Annotated in this window: 20 protein-coding genes; 2 read left to right on the top strand and 18 right to left on the bottom strand. The window is 39.1% G+C overall.

The features are described 5' to 3' along the window. Positions 1-17 precede the first annotated feature (17 nt). From ACS5WU_RS06955 to ACS5WU_RS06880, 16 genes are read right to left on the bottom strand one after another with little or no spacing between them, the layout of a single operon-like run. Entirely contained in the window at positions 18-2,258 is a 2,241-nt protein-coding gene (locus ACS5WU_RS06955; RefSeq protein ID WP_465089037.1) for a hypothetical protein, read from the bottom strand. A 40-nt stretch (positions 2,259-2,298) separates the two neighbouring features. Next, a complete protein-coding gene (locus tag ACS5WU_RS06950; RefSeq protein ID WP_465089036.1) occupies positions 2,299-3,513 on the bottom strand; it encodes an acyl-CoA reductase in 1,215 nt (404 codons plus the stop codon). Further along, entirely contained in the window at positions 3,494-4,579 is a 1,086-nt protein-coding gene (locus tag ACS5WU_RS06945; protein ID WP_465089035.1) for a LuxE/PaaK family acyltransferase, read from the bottom strand. Before ACS5WU_RS06945 ends, ACS5WU_RS06950 begins: the two co-directional genes overlap by 20 nt. Positions 4,580-4,582: 3 nt before the next feature. Continuing rightward, positions 4,583-5,980 carry an AMP-binding protein gene (locus ACS5WU_RS06940; protein WP_465089034.1) on the bottom strand — a complete coding sequence of 466 codons (1,398 nt, stop codon included), beginning with the start codon at positions 5,978-5,980 and terminating at the stop codon, positions 4,583-4,585. Next, positions 5,977-6,738 (bottom strand): SDR family NAD(P)-dependent oxidoreductase, encoded by a 762-nt coding sequence (locus ACS5WU_RS06935; protein WP_465089033.1) that lies wholly within the window; start codon positions 6,736-6,738, stop codon positions 5,977-5,979. The genes ACS5WU_RS06940 and ACS5WU_RS06935 overlap by 4 nt, the downstream gene beginning before the upstream one ends. Then, the gene (locus ACS5WU_RS06930) at positions 6,722-6,961 is read right to left on the bottom strand and encodes an acyl carrier protein (protein WP_465089032.1); all 240 of its coding nucleotides are present in this window, start codon (positions 6,959-6,961) and stop codon (positions 6,722-6,724) included. Before ACS5WU_RS06930 ends, ACS5WU_RS06935 begins: the two co-directional genes overlap by 17 nt. A 45-nt stretch (positions 6,962-7,006) precedes the next feature. Next, positions 7,007-7,732, bottom strand: coding sequence for a GNAT family N-acetyltransferase (locus ACS5WU_RS06925; protein WP_465089031.1), 726 nt, complete (start codon positions 7,730-7,732; stop codon positions 7,007-7,009). Further along, positions 7,729-8,814 (bottom strand): DegT/DnrJ/EryC1/StrS family aminotransferase, encoded by a 1,086-nt coding sequence (locus ACS5WU_RS06920; RefSeq protein ID WP_465089030.1) that lies wholly within the window; start codon positions 8,812-8,814, stop codon positions 7,729-7,731. The genes ACS5WU_RS06925 and ACS5WU_RS06920 overlap by 4 nt, the downstream gene beginning before the upstream one ends. A gap of 1 nt (position 8,815) precedes the next feature. Continuing rightward, positions 8,816-9,796, bottom strand: coding sequence for a dTDP-glucose 4,6-dehydratase (locus tag ACS5WU_RS06915; RefSeq protein WP_465089029.1), 981 nt, complete (start codon positions 9,794-9,796; stop codon positions 8,816-8,818). After that, positions 9,796-10,794, bottom strand: coding sequence for a Gfo/Idh/MocA family protein (locus ACS5WU_RS06910; protein ID WP_465089028.1), 999 nt, complete (start codon positions 10,792-10,794; stop codon positions 9,796-9,798). The genes ACS5WU_RS06915 and ACS5WU_RS06910 overlap by 1 nt, the downstream gene beginning before the upstream one ends. A gap of 19 nt (positions 10,795-10,813) precedes the next feature. Beyond that, positions 10,814-11,167, bottom strand: a complete 354-nt coding sequence (locus ACS5WU_RS06905; protein ID WP_465089027.1) for an EamA family transporter — start codon at positions 11,165-11,167, stop codon at positions 10,814-10,816. Further along, positions 11,157-11,519 (bottom strand): transporter, encoded by a 363-nt coding sequence (locus ACS5WU_RS06900; RefSeq protein WP_465089026.1) that lies wholly within the window; start codon positions 11,517-11,519, stop codon positions 11,157-11,159. Before ACS5WU_RS06900 ends, ACS5WU_RS06905 begins: the two co-directional genes overlap by 11 nt. Positions 11,520-11,524: 5 nt before the next feature. Next, complete coding sequence (locus ACS5WU_RS06895) at positions 11,525-12,067, bottom strand: acyltransferase (protein WP_465089025.1); 543 nt, start codon at positions 12,065-12,067, stop codon at positions 11,525-11,527. A gap of 12 nt (positions 12,068-12,079) precedes the next feature. Then, entirely contained in the window at positions 12,080-13,162 is a 1,083-nt protein-coding gene (locus tag ACS5WU_RS06890; protein ID WP_465089024.1) for a DegT/DnrJ/EryC1/StrS family aminotransferase, read from the bottom strand. Next, entirely contained in the window at positions 13,159-14,109 is a 951-nt protein-coding gene (locus tag ACS5WU_RS06885; protein WP_465089023.1) for a glycosyltransferase, read from the bottom strand. The genes ACS5WU_RS06890 and ACS5WU_RS06885 overlap by 4 nt, the downstream gene beginning before the upstream one ends. Positions 14,110-14,119: 10 nt before the next feature. Next, positions 14,120-14,878 (bottom strand): hypothetical protein, encoded by a 759-nt coding sequence (locus tag ACS5WU_RS06880; protein ID WP_465089022.1) that lies wholly within the window; start codon positions 14,876-14,878, stop codon positions 14,120-14,122. 111 nt (positions 14,879-14,989) lie between these two features. On the opposite strand from ACS5WU_RS06880, the gene ACS5WU_RS06875 reads away from it, so the two are divergent. Beyond that, complete coding sequence (locus ACS5WU_RS06875) at positions 14,990-15,955, top strand: DapH/DapD/GlmU-related protein (RefSeq protein ID WP_465089021.1); 966 nt, start codon at positions 14,990-14,992, stop codon at positions 15,953-15,955. Between the two features lie 4 nt (positions 15,956-15,959). Here the strand turns inward: ACS5WU_RS06875 and ACS5WU_RS06870 are convergent, their stop codons facing one another. Further along, on the bottom strand, positions 15,960-16,574 hold the full coding sequence (locus ACS5WU_RS06870; protein WP_465089020.1) for a hypothetical protein: 615 nt from the start codon (positions 16,572-16,574) through the stop codon (positions 15,960-15,962). A 367-nt stretch (positions 16,575-16,941) separates the two neighbouring features. Continuing rightward, on the bottom strand, positions 16,942-17,949 hold the full coding sequence (gene gap / locus ACS5WU_RS06865; RefSeq protein WP_046444232.1) for a type I glyceraldehyde-3-phosphate dehydrogenase: 1,008 nt from the start codon (positions 17,947-17,949) through the stop codon (positions 16,942-16,944). Positions 17,950-18,224: 275 nt separating this feature from the next. Here gap and fba point away from each other — a divergent pair, with 275 nt between their 5' ends. Further along, positions 18,225-19,154 (top strand): class II fructose-1,6-bisphosphate aldolase, encoded by a 930-nt coding sequence (gene fba, locus ACS5WU_RS06860; RefSeq protein ID WP_046444230.1) that lies wholly within the window; start codon positions 18,225-18,227, stop codon positions 19,152-19,154. Positions 19,155-19,216 lie beyond the last annotated feature (62 nt).

Here is a 19,216-nt window from a genome sequence, read left to right as displayed (position 1 = left end):
TGTTTTCAATCTCATATTTAAATTCCAACTATTTCCAAGTTGAGATTCCTAATCATAAAATGTAAATCTCGCGGATCCAAACCAGGATCTGGCCTTGGAATATCCGATGAAAGCTCTATTATTGTAGTGCCAGGTTCAACTGTAATATCAAATAGGCACTCTTTCATTTCACTCGTCGTTTCAAACCTTTCGATGTCACAACCATCATTTCGAACAGTCAGCGTGTACGGTTGGTCATATATCGTGCTTACACTCATACTGACGCGGACATTTTGAGCTTCACCCGTCCTATTTTCAATTTTAAGCGATGCTTCCTCCATTGCCCATCGACTTGTTTCTCCATTTTCTTGAGGTTCCACCGGATAAAAGCCGCTATTATAACTTATAACAACTGAATGTAGCAATTCATCCTTCATTGCGTTTAATTCTCCCTCTGTATACTGCATTCTCATAATCTGCGCATAATCGGCAAGATTAAAGAAAGCATATCTTCCTTCTTGGCTGACCAAAGGTTCATCCCCTGTTATTGAGGCAATTTTTTTCTCCAGCAGACCAGTATCCCTATTCAGATACCCATATCGGTCAATTAAGATGCCATCAAACCCTACGATCACAGCATCTCGAACCATTTTGTCCGTCGGCTGTCTTTCCAAACTATAAAGCCATGCTTCCTCGTAGCTCCCCTCATCAGCACCATAAGAAAATTTTAAATCTTTTGATAATATATACGGCCACAAGGATTCATAAGCTCCAATTTCATTATAGTCTGAATAAATACCACTTGAAACAACCGGAAGCTGAAGCATTTTTGCATTTTGAGGAAGCTCCTGCTGAATATTTTCAAAATATTGCGCTTTTTGCATAAATTCTTGATTCTTTTGCTGTGATGAAAGTGGCTTTCCCGGATTCTGATCATACACCCCAAACATCATAAGCGCAACAACTCCTGCCAAGAAGATAGCCATGGCACTCTTCTTTTTGATTTTTTTTTGTACTCGCTGTAACAGGTAACAGATAGCAAGCAAAGAAAAAAACGCAATAAAGATACTCATTCGGTTGTAGCAACGGGCCGCTGACGTCACAGGGAAGATAAAAGCGATCAAAGAACCAATACCACCAATTGTAGCAAGCAAAAACATATATAAATTTATTTTTCCACAATATTCGATATCCTTATCATTTTTCCTGAGTTTTTGGAACATCACCACAAATAGCGAATAGAGAAAACCAATACTTGCAACAATTCCAAGAGAAGCTGTACCGTTCTCGTTGTTGAGTGGAGTCTCACTAATATAATTGTTTGTAAATGCCGCCAAAGCCGGAATTCGGCTTTGGCCGTTCGGCAGGATAAGATGAGTAAATTTCAAACCATAAATTTCAACATCTCCAGCATTTCTGGTCGCACTCATAAACCCTGAATAATCGCTTCCAGATCCCCAAAACGAGAAAAACATCCACGGCAACATAGAACAAATGATTACAAAAATCATTATCAACGCTACGATAAAGTGTCTATAATTTTTTTGTGAAATCCATGCATAAAGGCCTACGAAAAATACTATCATCAAAGAAAACATTTGATAATAGGCTTCGCTAAATCCAACTCCGATACAGGCAATAACACAAAAACACAATTTTCCAGCATCGTATTTTCCGAATAGTTTATTTAGTTTGCTTTGCATTCCATCTTCCATTACAGGCTTTATTAATTCTCCCCGCATAACCCAGAAAGCTGCCACGCAAATAAGCGGAATCATAAAATAACTAGCTACATGTAAATGCCCTTCAAATCTTACATAGTGATAATACAGCGTCGCATATAAAACTGCCGCCATACAGCCAATAATGCGTGATATTTTCAAACGTCTCAAGGCGAAAAGCGCAATTACTGCAGTAAGAGGGAAAGTCCCTATTGCATAAAGATTCAAAACCAATCCATAATTTGATGAAAAAAAAGACATCAGTTTGAGTATCCCCAGCGAGACATAAGACGTTACAGGAAATATGAACCGGTCTGCTCCATCGAAGGGCATTCCAAGGTTTACATAATGGTAAAAATCTCCCCCATCTACAAAATTTTTTACTGTTGTACTAATCCACAACGAATCCCCGCCACTCACAATCGGAATATTCAGGTCAATCATCCACACCTTGGCAGAAAAACAAACAGCGGCAAGGGAAATTGATGCCGCCAAAACGTATGTCAATATATTTTTAAATGTTTCTGTTTTTTGATTTATCTGAATTGTCTTTTCCATATATCCCTCATTTACCTACTCTTATTTATCTGTGAACTTATCAAAGCACATCGCATATTCTGGAAAGGTTGGAAACCAAGTCATATCCATCCCAAATCAACCCAAATGCAAGTGCCTGTCCCATTGGAACGATTCGATCTATTCCCCTCAGGGAGTTTTCCATCACAAAATTCCTAAGTTCATCTTGTCTGAATCCATAATATGTCATAGTCTGATACTTTTTATTTACAATATGTGCAATCTCATTTAAATTTTTTACAGTTGTTTCTACAAAATATCCTCCTGCACAACGTATATTTTCCACATCAGATGGTAATTTTTCAATTTGGATACGTGTTATTAAATTATCCCCATCATTTTCCTTCTTGATCTTTTTTCGCTCGATTGCATCCTGAAAAATCCTTGTATATTTATCAATGACTAAAGTAGGCTCCATCTGATATTCTCTCTCAACTACTCTGTGAACCGCATTCCAGAATTTTGACTTCGCTTGTTCCACTTGTTGATCTGCTCCTTGCCAGACGACCATTCGCGGCGAACTGCAAGCGTTTTGATCCATCAGATAAGTATCGTTATAAAACCCAAGCGCGATTTCTGAAATATCGTCTGCTTTCAAAACTTCATCTGCTTTAATTGCACTAAAGGAATAGCGGTCCGCAAACATGATTTCAGTGCTGCGGGGAGGTAAGGGATAAGACCTAATCGCATTAACAGTTACATCTCCCCCCCACATTATCCTTGCGTCACAAATGCTCGAAAAATAAGTGGTTATTTCATCATCTATCGCGTATTTTACAATCGCCGTACCGTTCGCGATCTCTGTATATTCCGGCATTTCGCATACCGTTTTAATCGCATCCAAAACGATACCTGTCTGTTCAAACTCTTTGGGCGCCAGTTTGACAATATTATTATTCCCTGCAAGCAAACCCGTAAAAAAAGAATATGCAAAGTTCACAGCCACGTTGCCAGGAGCAATATGAAAAACGATTCCCCGTCCCAACATCGTCTTTTTAGGATGGTTTTGAAAAAAATCCATTTTTAATTTTTCAATATTTGATTTTCTAATCCAAAAAGCTAATGTAATAATATCTGAAAATTCACGCGAACGCTTATCGCGCATTAATTTCTTTGATATTTCATTTAAAAAATTAACAGTACTATCTGCAAAAGGCACCCTGACCTTTGCACCAAGTATTTTACTTTCACTGAATTGTTTTGGATATATCGCTATATCACTTAATTTTTGCTGCATAAGTATCACTGCACCCCCTGATCTCCGCATTTTTTAGTCTGCCGTGAATATTAAAATATTTCCCTTTTCTTCCGCAGGGACAGTCGTCTTCTCCTAAAAGCACCCCATCATCTTCTGTTAGGAGTGAATGTCCGGGATAGCTATAGGGCAAAACAGAAACTACCTGTACAATTCCATCTTCACCAATATCGGCAACCGAAAAATCCTTTGAACGGCGGATAATAATATCGGAATATATAGATGAATGAAGATGCCCTTGTTCGCATTCCATATAAATAGAACCAGTCTGTTCTACCATTCCATAATAATTATATACCTTTTTCACCCCACAGGAGGTCGCTAAAGTTTTTTTAAATACATTATTTGAAACCGCCTGTTCCGCCAGTTTTTTCCATCCCCCACCATGAATTAATATCCCTTTCGAAAAGTCAAATTCCAAGTGTTCTTCGATCATTTTTTGGCAAAAATGCTGCCAAATCATAAAGGTAAATCCAAACATAAGAATCTGTTCATCTTTATGCTTATTAAGAAATTTCTTGATTTCATCTGTTCGAAGCTGCATATTCTCGTCAAGTGCATAAGTTTGGTCATATCCGTACATAGAGAAGCCCAAAATTCCAGCGCCACGCGCAGAAAACATATTCCTGTCCTTAAGCACTGCACTTGAATCAATAATCAGCATTGGAAGGCGTTTTTTTCCCAAATATGATGTCATAATTTTGGATAAGGTTTTTGTTTGATTCGTAGAAGTATATTTATCCAAAAATATTTTTGAAACACGTTGCCCCGTTGTGCCCGAAGATGTCATTGTTTTCTGTATATTTTCTTTTTCAACGCTTCTTAACGAATATTCTTTAAAAAGTCGCACTGGTAGAAAGGGAACATCAGATACTTTCTCCATGCTTTCAAGTTGAAAACCCATTGCATCAAGCATTAGTTTATATTCCGGGCAATACTTATAGTGTCTTTTTGTTAGGAAAGAAAGAGCGTTAAACATTTCACGCTCCTTTTCGTCTTTGCTTAATGAAAATGGTTCAATACCGTATAATTCTTCTATGTCAAACATATATTAGAATTCCTCCAGCAATTTCGCATAAATTACTTTGCCTGCCTCGTTTTTTGGTATTTCTGGAATGTACTTTATCAAGAATGCATTTCTGTTAAGCCCTGTCATTTCAAAAAGAAGTTGTGCGATTTCGCCAATGCTTTTTTCATCGGCAACAGCGACCATCATTTTGTCATCCTGTCCTGTACACGCGCATAAAAAACCTTTGTTCTTAAGAATCTGTTCAACTTCATCCAGATTTACCCTATTGCCGAAAATTTTAATAAATCTTTTTTTTCTCCCCACAATATAGTAATAGCCGTCAATATCTCGTTTTGCAATATCTCCGGTGATGAGAATACCATCTCTTTCGTCGCCTTTTGCAAGGTCTTCAGCACATTCCGCATACCCTAATGTTACATTTGAGCCACGGTATATAAGCTCACCTGGTATATCCGGCCCTTCAATTAGCTTCCCATCATCATCCTGTAATGAGAAATCCCCTCCCGGAATTGCAATTCCTATACTCCCACATTTTTCAAGTGCTTTATCCTCCGGAAGATAACTCATTCTGGCCGTTGCCTCTGTTTGACCATACATAACAATAAATTTAATACTTTTTTCGGCACACCCTTCCACAAATTCCTTAGTCAGCTCATAATTGAGTTTTCCGCCTGCTTGAGTTAAATATCGCAGGGAGGGAAGTTCCATACGAAAGAAGCGCAAACGTTTCAACATCTCGTAAGTATATGGCACCCCCCCAAAAGAAGTGGCAGCCTGATCTTTTAAAAACGACCAAAAGCTTTTCTCCATAAGAGTGTCGTCAGTCATTAAAATCGTTGCTCCAGCTTTCAGATGGCTATTGATAATCGAAAGGCCGTATGTATAATTCATAGGCAACGTTGTAATAGGACGCTCTGTAGGATCTATTTTCAAATATTTGCAAATAGATTCTGCATTTGAATCAATGTTTTTTCCACTTTGCCGAACCAATTTAGGGCTGCCTGTGCTTCCTGAGGTAGTAAGCAGCAAAGCTAAGTCTTTATGAAGAAGCAATTGTTCATCCTTTTCTTTGATAACACAGTATTCATCAAACTCACAAATCGGTTTTTTTGTGGATTTCAAGCAAGGCATAATCAAATAATTAGGTCGGTAAATTTCAATCAAATGCTCCACCAATTCCTGATTAATTTTCTGATCAACCAAAAGTGGAACGTGACCATTACGCAGACATGCTAAATATGCAACTACAGATGCAATAGAATTTGAACAAAAAATAAAAACAAGATTCCTCGATCCATTGAGTTTTTTGGCAACCTTATCAGCCTTTTTCGCCAATTCAGCATATGTAATCTTCTGATTTTTATGATCAATCAGTGCAACTTGATTCCCAAATCTCTCTAACTCCGAATAGAAGCTCAAATGACTTGCCCTCCGTCAATTCCAACGATTTGTCCGGTAACATATCCCGCCATATCAGACGCAAGAAACGCTATTACTTTTGCAACATCTTCTGGGGTACCGACACGTCCCATCTTTACATTCTTTAAATATTCGTCGACAAAACTATCATCTACAGAACGCAACATTGCTGTTTCAATTACTCCCGGAGCAACTGCATTCACGCGAATACCCTTAGGCGCGAGTTCCTTTGCCGCGCTTTTGGTCAGGGCTACGACAGCACCTTTTGAGGCGCCATAAACAACCTGCCCCGCATTACCGTTTGTACCAATAATTGATGCAAGATTGATGATACTCCCCGTCCCTTTACGCATCATTATTTTGGCGGCAAGTTGAAGCATGGTAATAACTCCAAATACATTGACCTCAAAAATCTGGCGCATGTTCTCCTTGGTAATCATCCCAATAATTGCATCCTTCATAACTCCCGCATTATTAACCAGTATGTCAAGTTGATGCTGTTCCTTATTGATCTGCATAATTACCCGTTTTGCTTCTTCTTCTTTCGTTACATCAAAACAGACCGGTATCACACGGGTATCGTACTTCTTTTCAAGTTCTTCCGCTATAGTATCTACGCTACCTTCCACAAGATCTCCCGCATATACAATAGCTCCATGTTTTGCGCATTCTTCTGCAGTTGCCGCACCTATTCCCCTTCCAGCCCCAGTGATCAGCGCTACTTTTCCTTCCAATAAACGCTTAGAATTCGATATCATACTTTTTTAAAATCTCCTTACCTTTTTCGTAAGAACTTAGATCAATTACATCTTCCGTGTCAATCATGATATCAAACGCATCTTCAAGCGCCACGATAAGCTGCATATGACCAACAGAATCCCATTCCGGTATCGTATTGTACTGCAATCCATTCTTTGCAGTATCTTCTGGAATAGAAAGTCCTTCCGCAAACGCCTTTTTATATTTTAGTTCATTATCCATATCTTTTCCCTCCTGTTTTTACAAATTACATATATTTATTATATATTATTTTTGATGTTTTACATATACATAATACATATTTTTCACCTCATAGCCAAGCATTAAATGTATATTCAGTATACTTTTATTGTTTGAAGATACTCCTGTGAAAACTGATGTACATCCCTTTTCAAAAATATGTTCCGTCATCATCTGGATCACCAAAGCCCCCATTCCTTTATTTTTAAATTTTTGATACATACCCGCGAGGCCTGCATATCCTCTGGCTGACTCCGAAGGAGCAACAATAAAAAAACCGATCGGCTCTTGACGATAAACCAGCTGCATAATATAAGAGCCTTTTTCCAAATGATCCAACGTCCAGTTGACATATCTTTTTGCAGAATCTTTTATTGTAAATAAACAATCCAACGCAATTCTATCCGTATCAAAAATCTCTTTTTGAATCTCATCGGTTACAAACTGTATTTCCCGTTCACTTTCTGCCTTCTTTAGAGTAATATCTTTTCTGAAACGCTCCAAAAATAAATTTTTACGATATCCTTTCTTCCGCACTTCAAGAATGATCTGATTTTCCATAAATGTGCATCCTAAAGTGCTCATTCCCCACAAAAAATCCTTGTGATTGACAGGTGTCTTTACTACCAAGTATTCACATTCGTGTAATTCACCAATAGCATTTTTCAGTTCTTCAAAACTGTCATTTTCATCAGCTACTATTTCATAGGCATTAACATTGAGATTTCTTTTTTCACATTCTGCAAAATTCACCCGCATGGATAACTCCTAATTATTTTACTGATTTTTTCCGTATCCACTCCTTCATAGCACGGAAGCGTAATTGTATTTTGCTCAAGATATAGAGCATTAGGCTGCACATTTCTATATTTATTTTTATAGTAAGTACAGTTAGACAGGCAATAAGTCCCAATCGTACTTTCGACTTCATTTTCCTTCAAATATGAAATCAAATTATCTCGGTCTACTTCTTTGGGAACAGAAAAAACTAAACTCTGAATATTATGTATTGCGTTTTCCGAACACCTCTGCACTTTATATCCCAGTGGTTCCAACTGCTCCATCATTTCTCTTTGGATACTTTTTCGCTCTTCAACAATCCGGTCGAGCTTTTCCAACTGTTTTAGCAGCATCAAACATTGTAATTCCGGCAAACGATAATTATAACCATAAGATACAAAATCCATTTTCCCTTTCTCAATCACAGCTCCGTGTGCGAGTTTTACATTCAGTTTTTCCGCATACACTTCGTTGTTTGTCGTAATTGCCCCACCTTCGCCGGCAGTTAAAAGCTTTCTCGGATGGAAACTGAAACATTCCATATCCGTCAAATTTCCGACTTTTATGTCACCAACTGAACTGCCAATGGCACACGCTGCGTCATCTATCAGTGGAATATGATATGCTTTACATATTTCAGATATCCTATCCAATCCGGATGGATTGCCCAACGCACACACAAAAATAACTGCTTTTGTTTTGGGCGTGATTTTCCGTTCCAGTTCTTCAGATAACATATTGTAGGTATCAAGACTCACATCTGCAAACACCGGAGTTGCGCCGCACGCCTCAACTACATTTACAGTCGCCGGAAATGAGAAATCTGAAACGATGACTTCATCCCCTGCTCCAATTTCTAAAATTTCAAGACACACTGCAAGCGCAGTCGTCGCCGAAGTCGCATTAAAGCTAAACTTTGCGCCAGTATATTCGCACATCTTTTGTGGGAATTCCAATGAGTATTTCCCTTTTGTGAGCATACCACTCTCAAATATCTCCTTAAACTCCCCTTCCACTTCTCCAAATGAAATATATGGTTTTATTAGTTTGATCATTCTATTTTTCAACTTGCTCCTTACAATTTATATTCTTTTTGTACCAATCGAGCGTCAGAGCCAATCCCCGATCAAAGCTCATCGGTTCAAAATCAATCAATGTATGTAATTTAGTATTGCTTGCGTTATGGCAATCAACATCCGCATTCCTGCGCTCTTTATATACAATTTCCCCATTAAAATCCATATAATCACAAATTTTTTCTATCAACTCTTTAATTTTAATTTGGCCATTCGTGGAAATGTTTACAGCCTCTCCGATCGGCATCTTTGGATATAGCTTCAGGATTGCCGCAACAGTGTCCTCCACATAAATAAAATCTCTTGATTGCATCCCTGTTCCATGAATCTCTGGAGCCTCCCCGTTCATAATCCGTTTGGCTGTAATTGGAATAATGCCTGCCAATGGGCCCTCATAGTTCTGCCTCGGCCCATAATTATTGAATGGACGTACAATGAACGCATCCAGCTTGTACTGGTTAACATATGAAAACAACATTATATCAGCCGCTGCTTTCCCCGCGGCATAAGTGGTAGTTGCTTTATACGGATGATTCTCATCCATCGGTTCGTAAACAGCTGACCCATAGACCTCCGAAGATGAAAAATGACATAATGTATGAAAAGCTCCCCGTCTTTGAAGCTCCAATAAATTCTTCATGATGTTTACATTCGTCATATAAGCATTCTGTGGATTAATAAAGGAATAATTAAGTGCCTTTGTAGCACAGTTGAAGACGATATCTATTTCATAATCTTGTAGGATATAATCAAGGGTTCCTTCAATTTCTACATCATCCTTTATAAATATCGCGCCCTTTTTAATCGCATCCTTAATGTTGCTTTTATGCCCAACAAAAAGGTTGTCCACAATAACAACCTTTTTCGCTCCTTCATTCAGCAATTGATCCACAAGATGACTCCCAATAAAACCGGCTCCCCCAGTTACTAATACATAGGAATTTTTTATTTTTGATCTCATTATTCACTCCTCTTTAAGGATTTATTTGCTCTTTCCAATATTTCCAAAACACGCATTCCCTGCTCGGGTCCTGAGGAAGACTGTTTTTTCTCTTTAATGCAGTCTGCGAAATGTGTCAGGCTATTAAGTAGTGAATCTTCCTGTTCCACATTCGGCACATAAAGATCTCCCATCCTTACTTTCGCTTCATATTTTCCGTAATCGTTAAATATTTCTTCCTTGAGTTCAATTCCCTTGTCATAGATCATTAACTTTTCAGATTCTTTCAAATCGTTGAATACAATCATTTTGTTGGTTCCACCAATTATCATCACCCGTTCTTTCAGAGGTGAAATCCAACTAGATTTCAGCATTGCAACAAAATCATCATAGTGAACCGTGAGATAAGTTAAGACTTCCTGCTCTCCAAACTTCTTAATCCCCATACATTCGACATTATTTGCCTTTTTCCCACTGCACAAATAATCAAGAATCGCAAGATCATGTACCGCAAGATCCCACATAGCATTCATATCATTTTTGATATGCGGGCCCAAATTTGCCCGGTTGGACTCGAAGAAAATCAAATCTCCAAGCTCTCCGCTGTCTATAATCTCCTTTACTTTGCGAATGATCGGATGATACACTAATATATGGTCCACATGAATTAAAACATGATTTTCATCCGCCAACTCTTTCAACAATAAAGCATCTTCCATCTTCGTCGCCATCGGTTTTTCCATAAAAAGATGTTTTTTTGCTTTTAACACTTCCCGGGCAACGATTTGCCCTATCTCATTTCTTAATGCAACGGCACACATATCGACGGAATCATCATTGATAGCTTCCTTGTAATCAGAATAATAACAAATACTATCCCCGTAAATATTCCTTGCCTTTTCCAGCTTCTTTTGATCCACGTCACAAATACCACACAGTTCAAAATCTTTGCTTGCTTTTAAATTTCTCGCTATATTGGGTCCCCAATAGCCAAATCCAATTAAAACCGCATTCAACATTTCTGCTTCTCTCACCTTCTCAAATTATTCTCAGGTTAAATATAATTACTCCCGCAACAATAATCAGATTTCCTAATAATTTCTTTTTGGTAATCTTTTCCTTCAGGAATATAGCACTTAATACCATAATAAAAACATATCCCAATGATTCGATTACAGCTCCATACTTAAGTGGTACAAATTGATAAGTATAGAGCGGAATCAGCATTGCAATAAAAAGTAAAAAATAACCAATTATCACAAGCTTATTAAGATACTGTTCTTTAAACCCTGTCGCATCAATATTTTTTTCTGCACTTTTTTTCAGCAGTATTTGTGATATCGAAGAGATAAACACACCTCCTGCCATCATTAATAGATAACTAGCTAGCATCGGATGACACCACCACAATTCCCGCTACAATAACAGCGCTTCCAATCAAATTCTCTACTGTGATCACTTCCTGAAAAAAAACCACTGCCCAGAGCAGATTCCAGATCACAACCACACCTTTGTTGGAATATGCCTTCACCAGAGTAAAGTGTTTTAAAACCTGCTGCCACAGAAGCGCATATACCATGAGTACAACGAGCACAAAACAAGCGTAAAGGAAAAACGCTGGAGTAAACAACCCTTGACTCGAGGCTGTCTTGGATAACACCCCTACAAATGAATACACAATAAATGAAAGGTGCATAAATACAAAATTGCCCACTGACGGCTTGCGCGTCTCGTTTAATGTCAAACCTCTCACTCCTCACATTCGGGTATGCTAAATCCACATTTGGGACAAACTCCAGCGCTATCAACCTTCATTCCGCATTTGCAAACTCTGCCTACAACCCTTGCAGGGTTTCCGACTACAAGAGCATAAGGCGGTACGTTGCGTACAACAACGCTTCCTGCCCCCACAAGCGCATATTCCCCGACCGTATGTCCACATACAATCGTGCAATTTGCACCTAGAGACGCCCCTTTCCTAATCAGGGTCGGCGTCACTTCCCAGTCCGGATTTTGCGCGCGTGGATAGTAGTCATTTGTAAATGCTACATTAGGTCCAACAAACACTTCATCTTCAATCGTCACTCCATTATATACTGAAACACCGTTTTGTATTTTAACCTTGTTACCTATCTTAACAGCATGATCAATATAAGCATCTTTACTGATGATGCAATCCGTTCCGATCTCAACATCTTCTCTCACCTGAACATTGATCCAGATTTTCGTGCGCGCGCCTATTTTTGCATTGTTTGCAATATGTGCAGTTTCATGCACAAAACAATCTTCCATAAAAAACCTTCCCTATAATTGATTGATTACACCTGCCACAGTTTCTATTTCCCCTATCGAAAGGCCGGGATGCACAGGGATGGACAATACCTCTTTTTTAATTTTATCGGTTACTGCATAATTCGTCTCAAACTTATATTGATTATAGCAAGGCTGTTCCGGAATACTGAACGGATAGAAGATACCATACCCGATTTGATTTTCTTCAAACAGCCTGATCAAATCATCACGTTTTCCACCTAAAACCCGTACTGTATATTGATGATATACGTGTTTTGCATTTTCATCTACGTAAGGTGCTACGACATTTGAATTGGCAATTTTTTCATTGTAGCATAATGCGTGTTCCCTGCGCGTTTCATTGAAGGAATCTAATTTTTTCAACTGTTCTAAGCCGATAGCCGCTGCAATATTGGTCATACGATAATTGTAACCGACAATATCATGCGTATAGCGTATTTTCATCCCATGATTAATCAGCAACTTTGCCCTTTCCGCCACTTCCTCATCATTAGTGAGAACCATTCCGCCTTCGCCGGTTGTCATGTTTTTTGTGGGGTAAAAACTAAAAGTAGAAGCATCGCCAAAGCTGCCTACCTTTTTCCCATTCCATATCGCGCCGTGGGCCTGGGCGCAATCTTCTATTACTTTTATACCATACTTTTTTGCCAAAGCCATTACGGCATCCATATTACATGCCTGTCCAAACAAGTGTACTACCAAAAGCGCCTTTGCATCTGGATTTTGTTTCAGGCATTCTTCTGCAGAGTTTAAATCAATATTGAATGTTTTTTCATCAACATCTGCAAAAACAGGCGTAGCACCAGTATATACAATGCTATTAGTAGAGGCTATGAAAGAATAAGCCGTCGTAACAACCTTGTCGCCCACACCAATTCCAAGAGCCCGCAAAGCGACCTCTAGTGCCGTCGTGCCGGATGTGGTTGCAATTCCATAACGCATTCCTATATAGTTAGTAAATTTTTGTTCGAATTCAGCGACAACCGATCCACACGCAATCATCCCGGACTCCATTACCTCCATGACTGCATCTTTTTCTTCCTGCCCGATTTGAGGCTTTGCTATTGTAATCACGCTTTAATCTCCTTCTCATTCTTTAAATTATTTATGTAAAATTCCTCATCAATAATAAAGACAGGACGTTTCCGAGCTACATCCAACGTTCGCCATAAATACTCTGCAATTATTCCAACCGAAAGATTCGTTACCCCAAATCCAAACAACAATAATGCCAACAAAGTTGGCCACCCTGCATTCAGTGGTATAATATTGAAAACTTTGATTACAATAATAGCAAGCCCCCAAATAATGCCTACAAGTGCTAAAACTGCCCCCATAATCGTTACGAAACGTGACGGAACATTTGAAAATGCAACAAAGGAATCTACAAATAGCTTGAGTTTCTTAGAAAATGTCCATCGTGATTTTCCACCTTTTCTTTCTCTCGGTTCATATGGAAGCCCAATTTTTTTGAAGCCCAATGTAAACAACTGAAAATAAAGCGAGGAGTTTGATTCCACATTCTGGTTTAGCTGATCTTTCACTTTTTTATTAATCATAAAACACCCAACTCCATTTTCTGGATAATCAGGAATAATCCACTTTTTAATTAATTTTCCATAAATCTTGCTTGCTATACTAGCTTTCTGGTGATAATTCACCCGATCTTCGTAGACGATATCATAATCTTCACATATTTTTTTGTAAAAATCGCCAATCATCTCAAGTGGATCTTGCATATCCATGAAATAGATCATACAAATATCTGCTGTCGCTCTCTGCAGACCAGCCCTAATTGCAGCATGTGCCCCATAATTTCTTGACAACTTAATGATTTTTACGCTCGCATTTTGAAAAGGCTTTTGGCACAATCGCTCTACGGAAGCATCTACAGATCCATCATCTACAAAAACTAATTCCGTTTTTATCGACACGGTCCCTAGATATGCATCCATCTTACTACGCAAAAGTTCAACATTATCTTGTTCATTATACACCGGAATAACAATAGACAAATCCATTCGCATTTATTTACCTTTCTGTAATCAGATCTTTTTCCGTAATATATTGATCAAAATAACAACAGATTTCTTCAAGGACAGTATACCTTTGTACATTACCTGAATTGATAAAGCGTTTCAGCATTGTTTTGATATCTCCCTCTTCTTGCGCATACCAAAAAGGATGTGTCAAAATCTGTATTCTATCATATGCTCCACTGCATATCCCCCCAACAACATCTTCCCTCCAGTTCATAACAGAATCTGAGTAATATTTAAACCCTTCAAAAAACTCTTTTGAATATGCATTCTTTACATTCTTCAACTGTAAATCATAAATCAATTCATCTTTGGAAGGTTCGTGCATCGAAAGGCATCTTATCTTTTTACCAATCGCTTGCTCTAAAATATCTAGTTGTTCACATATACGTTTTCTATATTCTGGATTCGTTACATCAAAATTGGTTCCATATTTCGTTCTATCAAAATGCAAGCCAATAACGTGACCCAGATCAAGTATATCTTGTGCTATCTTTGTGTTTCTTTTTGAAAAAACATTATAAAATTCAGATGATATTTCCACAAAGTAAACAGCCTGCGCCCCATTTTCATTCTCAATTTCAGCAAAACGCAAAGCATATTCCAAATAATAATCTATATCGTGACGTAATATAACAACCTTTTTTTTTGTTGAATAATCATTATAGTTGCTATATTGATATCCATTTTCTTTTATTAAGTTCAGCAACGCCTGATACGCTTGATACGTAAATTCTATTTTCTTTTCCATACTTAAATTATTATATCCTAATCCATGCAAAATAACAACCTGTTTTCAACTCTTGCATTTTTAGAGAATCCTGCCTATAATCAAAATATAACTTCTGACCGAGGGGGAAATATGGATTTCGATTTTAATGTTGACATACAAATACTTCTTAATAAATTTAGTGATTATGATATTTTATACCCTGCGCATATGATTGAACATATCGCTGGTATTTCAACTGCCCAGAAACCGATAGATTATTCTTTGCTTTTTTTTAACTCTTTTAAAGAAGATTATGTCTGCAAAATACAAACTATAAAAAACTGTTTAATGCTTGTAAATACAAATTATAAAAATTATGTTATTTCTCCGGCAAGTGCTATCATTTTTTGCGACAATCCCCGTTATGAATATGCGCGTATACTTCACTTTATATTAAAAAACAATCCTGCGCCCAATCCTGAATTTCAAAATATTGGCGGGGCATATGTGAGTCAAAAAGCATCTATTGGGAAAAACACAGTTTTAGGGCCAGGTGCTGTAATTTATAACGATGTGTCCATCGGCAATCATAGTATTATAATGCCTGGCGCCATAATCAATCCCAAAGTGAAAATTGGAGATTATTGTATCATACGGGAAAATGCCGTAATAGGCGGGTATGGCTTTGGAATAGAAAAAGACCCCGAAGGAAATAATATTCGCATTCCTCATCTTGGTGGTGTCTTGATTGAAAACAATGTCGAAATCGGTGCCGTCACAACTGTAGCGTCAGGAACCATTGACCCAACATATATTGGTGACTTCGTAAAAATTGATGATCATTGCCACATTGGTCATAATGATATAATTTGTAAAAATACAGTTATTACTGCTGGAGCTGTTATTGGTGGCAGTACTAAATTAGAAGAAAACAGTTGGATCGGAATCAACAGCAATATTATGAATGGCATTTCTATCGGGAAAAACGTCACAGTTGGTATGGGTACAAATGTTTGTAAATCCGTGGCTGACAAGGAAATCGTCATGCCTGAAAACAACGAAACTATGACCCAACGTCTCGAGCGTTTGCGCACCCAAAGAAGTAAAAAACATTAAAAAATTATTTGCTCTTAAATGGCTCGTTCTTATCAATTTCAATATGACCGGAAGAATAATCGTTCCCATCCACACTAAAAAATACTGCCTTGACCTCTTTCATGTTATCCAGATAAACGTTCGCCACCCCCTCAAGCAATGAGTTTTCTCCTGTACTGCCCATATTCAGATCATAAATATCTAACTTAAAATCAATATAAAGATTTCCGCTTTCAAGTTTTATCGAATTTGGGTTAATCGAACTATTCTCCAAAGCTTCTCCAAACATCTGCTCCGCTACGACACTAAGTCCATACTTCAGATCGCTTTTTCCATCAACATCGACAACCACACTCTTATCTGTATCTGAAATTTCGTCATGGTATTGGTAATCAATCTTGTTGCCATTGTATTGTACTTCACTATTTTCTGTTAAAGGAGCGGCAGAAGCAGATGGGTCTGCAGATGGTAATTGACTATTTGCTGCGGCTTTAGACTCCTGCACTGGCACTTCAGATTCTCTAGCGGAAATCTCAGATGGCTTCGCGTTCTTTTGCTGAGAGTTTGATAGCACCAAAGCAATGCAAATAACAGCAGCTGCCACTATAACAATAATCCAAATTAGTTTTTTCTTATTCATAACATATCCTTTTCCGACATTATATTAAGTATTATTATACTACATAATTTGTTCTATTTATTTAACTTTTTATAAACTTTTTTAACCGATTTTCAAAGTATCAGGCATAAAAAGCACCTTTCTTTCCGAATACAAACCCGTTAAGAAAGGTGCTTATTTTGTCTGTTATGATAACGGTTTGGTAACACGCACTTGCCGATGTGCCTTTACCAACAGTTATCGTACTTGAAGCGGTTTTTCCTGTCATGCCAAAAGATTTTAGTGTCTTTTCCCAAAGATGCCATACCGCTCAAGCGCACATGATTGTCACTTATAACAAGTGCTTCACGCCCTTCTTCGAAGCGCGTTTCAACGAAGCGCAGCGAAGTTATTTCACAGAATCGATATAAGAAATCAAATCCAGCACTTTGTTCGAATAACCCCACTCGTTGTCATACCAAGCAACCAGCTTCACAAAATTGTCGTTGAGGCTGATACCAGCAGCGGCGTCGAAGATGGATGTTCTTGCGTCTGTGATGAAGTCGGAGGATACAACAGCGTCTTCGGTGTAGCCGATAATACCTTTGAATTCTTCCGACTCGGAAGCTTTCTTCATTGCAGCCTTGATTTCGTCATAAGAAGCGCCCTTCTCGAGCACGCAGGTGAGGTCTACAACCGAAACGTCAGCCGTCGGTACGCGGAACGCCATACCAGTGAGCTTACCGTTCAGTTCCGGAATAACCTTGCCAACCGCTTTTGCAGCGCCTGTGGAAGAAGGAATGATGTTGAACGCAGCGCCTCTGCCGCCTCTCCAATCCTTCTTGGAAGGACCGTCAACCGTCTTCTGTGTTGCCGTCGTTGCGTGAACTGTCGTCATAAGGCCTTCTTTGATGCCAAAGTTGTCGTTGATAACCTTAGCAAGCGGAGCCAAGCAGTTCGTCGTGCACGATGCGTTGGAAACGATCGTCATGGACGGATCATATGTTTTGTTGTTAACGCCCATTACGAACATCGGAGCATCCGCAGACGGAGCGGAGATAACAACCTGTTTTGCACCGGCTTCAAGATGAGCCTTTGCTTTATCTGTCGTTGTGAATACGCCTGTGGATTCCACAACGTAATCCGCACCGATTTCTCCCCACGGAATTTCAACCGGGTTCATTTTGTCAAATACTTTGATTTCATTTCCATTTACAATGATTGCATCATCTTTATGGGATACTTCACCGTCAAATCTGCCGTGAACCGTATCGTATTTGAGCATATATTCCATATACTCAGGATCGATGAAAGGATCGTTGATCCCCACTACCTGGATGTTCGGGTTTTTCGTCGAAGCACGGAAAACCAGTCTGCCGATTCTGCCAAAGCCGTTAATGCCAACTTTAATAGCCATAATTGTGAAACCCTCCTAAAAATATTAAAATAAATTGTGCTTTATTTTGCGTACATATTTCATTATATGTGATTATGTCCCGTTTTGCAACAGCTTTTGAGTGTTTTTTCACACTTCCAACGCCATATCATGTTCGCTGATTCCCGGTCGTAACATTTTCATATATAAAGGGCCTCTTTTCCAAAATGTTTTGCTCCCCGCGCTATTGTTATTTTTTGCGGCGGATAGTATAATGAAATACGTCAATGGAATATAATTTAAGGAGGAGTTTGTATATGCCATTAGTTACTACCAAAGAAATGTTTGAAAAAGCCTATAAGGGCGGTTATGCGATCGGCGCTTTCAATGTGAACAACATGGAGATCATCCAGGGAATCACGGAAGCTGCAAAAGATTTGAACGCACCGCTGATCCTTCAGGTTTCCAAGGGTGCGCGCAACTACGCGAACCCGATTTATCTCACAAAACTCGTTGAGGCCGCACTGGAAGAGACAGGTCTGCCAATCTGCCTTCACCTTGATCACGGCGACAGCTTTGAGACCTGCAAATCCTGCATCGACGGCGGATTTACATCCGTCATGATCGACGGCTCCCACCTTCCTTTCGAGGAAAACATCGCTGTTACAAAGCGCGTTGTTGAGTATGCTCACGACCGCGGCGTAGTGGTTGAAGGCGAGCTTGGAAGACTTGCGGGCGTTGAGGACGAAGTTCAGGTCTCCGCTGAGGATTCCTCTTACACAAGACCGGAAGAGGTTTATGAATTCGCAAGCAAAACAGGCGTTGACAGCCTTGCGATCGCAATCGGCACAAGCCACGGCGCTTTCAAATTCAAAGGCGAACCGAAGCTGAGATTCGACATCCTTGAAAAGGTAACGGAAATCCTTCCCGGGTTCCCGATTGTTCTGCATGGCGCATCCTCTGTTATTCCTGAATTTGTAGAAATGATCAATAAATACGGCGGGGATATGCCCGGCGCACAGGGCGTTCCGGAAGACCTGCTCCGCAAGGCTGCGGAAAGCGCTGTATGCAAAATCAACATCGACTCTGACCTGCGTCTTGCAATGACGGGTACGATCCGCAAATATTTTGCAGAGCATCCTGCAGATTTTGATCCGCGCCAGTACCTGAAACCGGCACGTGAAGCGATCAAGCAAATGGTTGCCCACAAGATCGTTGATGTTCTCGGCTGCGATAACAAGGCGTGAATCAGATAACCCAAATCGTGACATACAAAAAGCTCTTTGCATTTTGCAAAGAGCTTTTTTAT

The sequence above is a fragment of the Christensenella sp. KGMB01412 genome, assembly GCF_055522415.1.
The sequence above is the reverse complement of the archived record's forward strand: the minus strand, read 5'-3'. Positions and strand labels throughout refer to the sequence as shown.

Coding starts and splice junctions, on each gene's coding strand:
- ACS5WU_RS06955 (WP_465089037.1), bottom strand. CDS start 2,258: ATGGAAAAGACAATTCAGATAAATCAAAAAACAGAAACATTTAAAAAT.
- ACS5WU_RS06950 (WP_465089036.1), bottom strand. CDS start 3,513: ATGCAGCAAAAATTAAGTGATATAGCGATATATCCAAAACAATTCAGT.
- ACS5WU_RS06945 (WP_465089035.1), bottom strand. CDS start 4,579: ATGTTTGACATAGAAGAATTATACGGTATTGAACCATTTTCATTAAGC.
- ACS5WU_RS06935 (WP_465089033.1), bottom strand. CDS start 6,738: ATGATATCGAATTCTAAGCGTTTATTGGAAGGAAAAGTAGCGCTGATC.
- ACS5WU_RS06930 (WP_465089032.1), bottom strand. CDS start 6,961: ATGGATAATGAACTAAAATATAAAAAGGCGTTTGCGGAAGGACTTTCT.
- ACS5WU_RS06920 (WP_465089030.1), bottom strand. CDS start 8,814: ATGATCAAACTAATAAAACCATATATTTCATTTGGAGAAGTGGAAGGG.
- ACS5WU_RS06915 (WP_465089029.1), bottom strand. CDS start 9,796: ATGAGATCAAAAATAAAAAATTCCTATGTATTAGTAACTGGGGGAGCC.
- ACS5WU_RS06910 (WP_465089028.1), bottom strand. CDS start 10,794: ATGTTGAATGCGGTTTTAATTGGATTTGGCTATTGGGGACCCAATATA.
- ACS5WU_RS06905 (WP_465089027.1), bottom strand. CDS start 11,167: ATGCTAGCTAGTTATCTATTAATGATGGCAGGAGGTGTGTTTATCTCT.
- ACS5WU_RS06895 (WP_465089025.1), bottom strand. CDS start 12,067: ATGGAAGATTGTTTTGTGCATGAAACTGCACATATTGCAAACAATGCA.
- ACS5WU_RS06885 (WP_465089023.1), bottom strand. CDS start 14,109: ATGGATTTGTCTATTGTTATTCCGGTGTATAATGAACAAGATAATGTT.
- ACS5WU_RS06880 (WP_465089022.1), bottom strand. CDS start 14,878: ATGGAAAAGAAAATAGAATTTACGTATCAAGCGTATCAGGCGTTGCTG.
- ACS5WU_RS06875 (WP_465089021.1), top strand. CDS start 14,990: ATGGATTTCGATTTTAATGTTGACATACAAATACTTCTTAATAAATTT.
- ACS5WU_RS06870 (WP_465089020.1), bottom strand. CDS start 16,574: ATGAATAAGAAAAAACTAATTTGGATTATTGTTATAGTGGCAGCTGCT.
- gap (WP_046444232.1), bottom strand. CDS start 17,949: ATGGCTATTAAAGTTGGCATTAACGGCTTTGGCAGAATCGGCAGACTG.
- fba (WP_046444230.1), top strand. CDS start 18,225: ATGCCATTAGTTACTACCAAAGAAATGTTTGAAAAAGCCTATAAGGGC.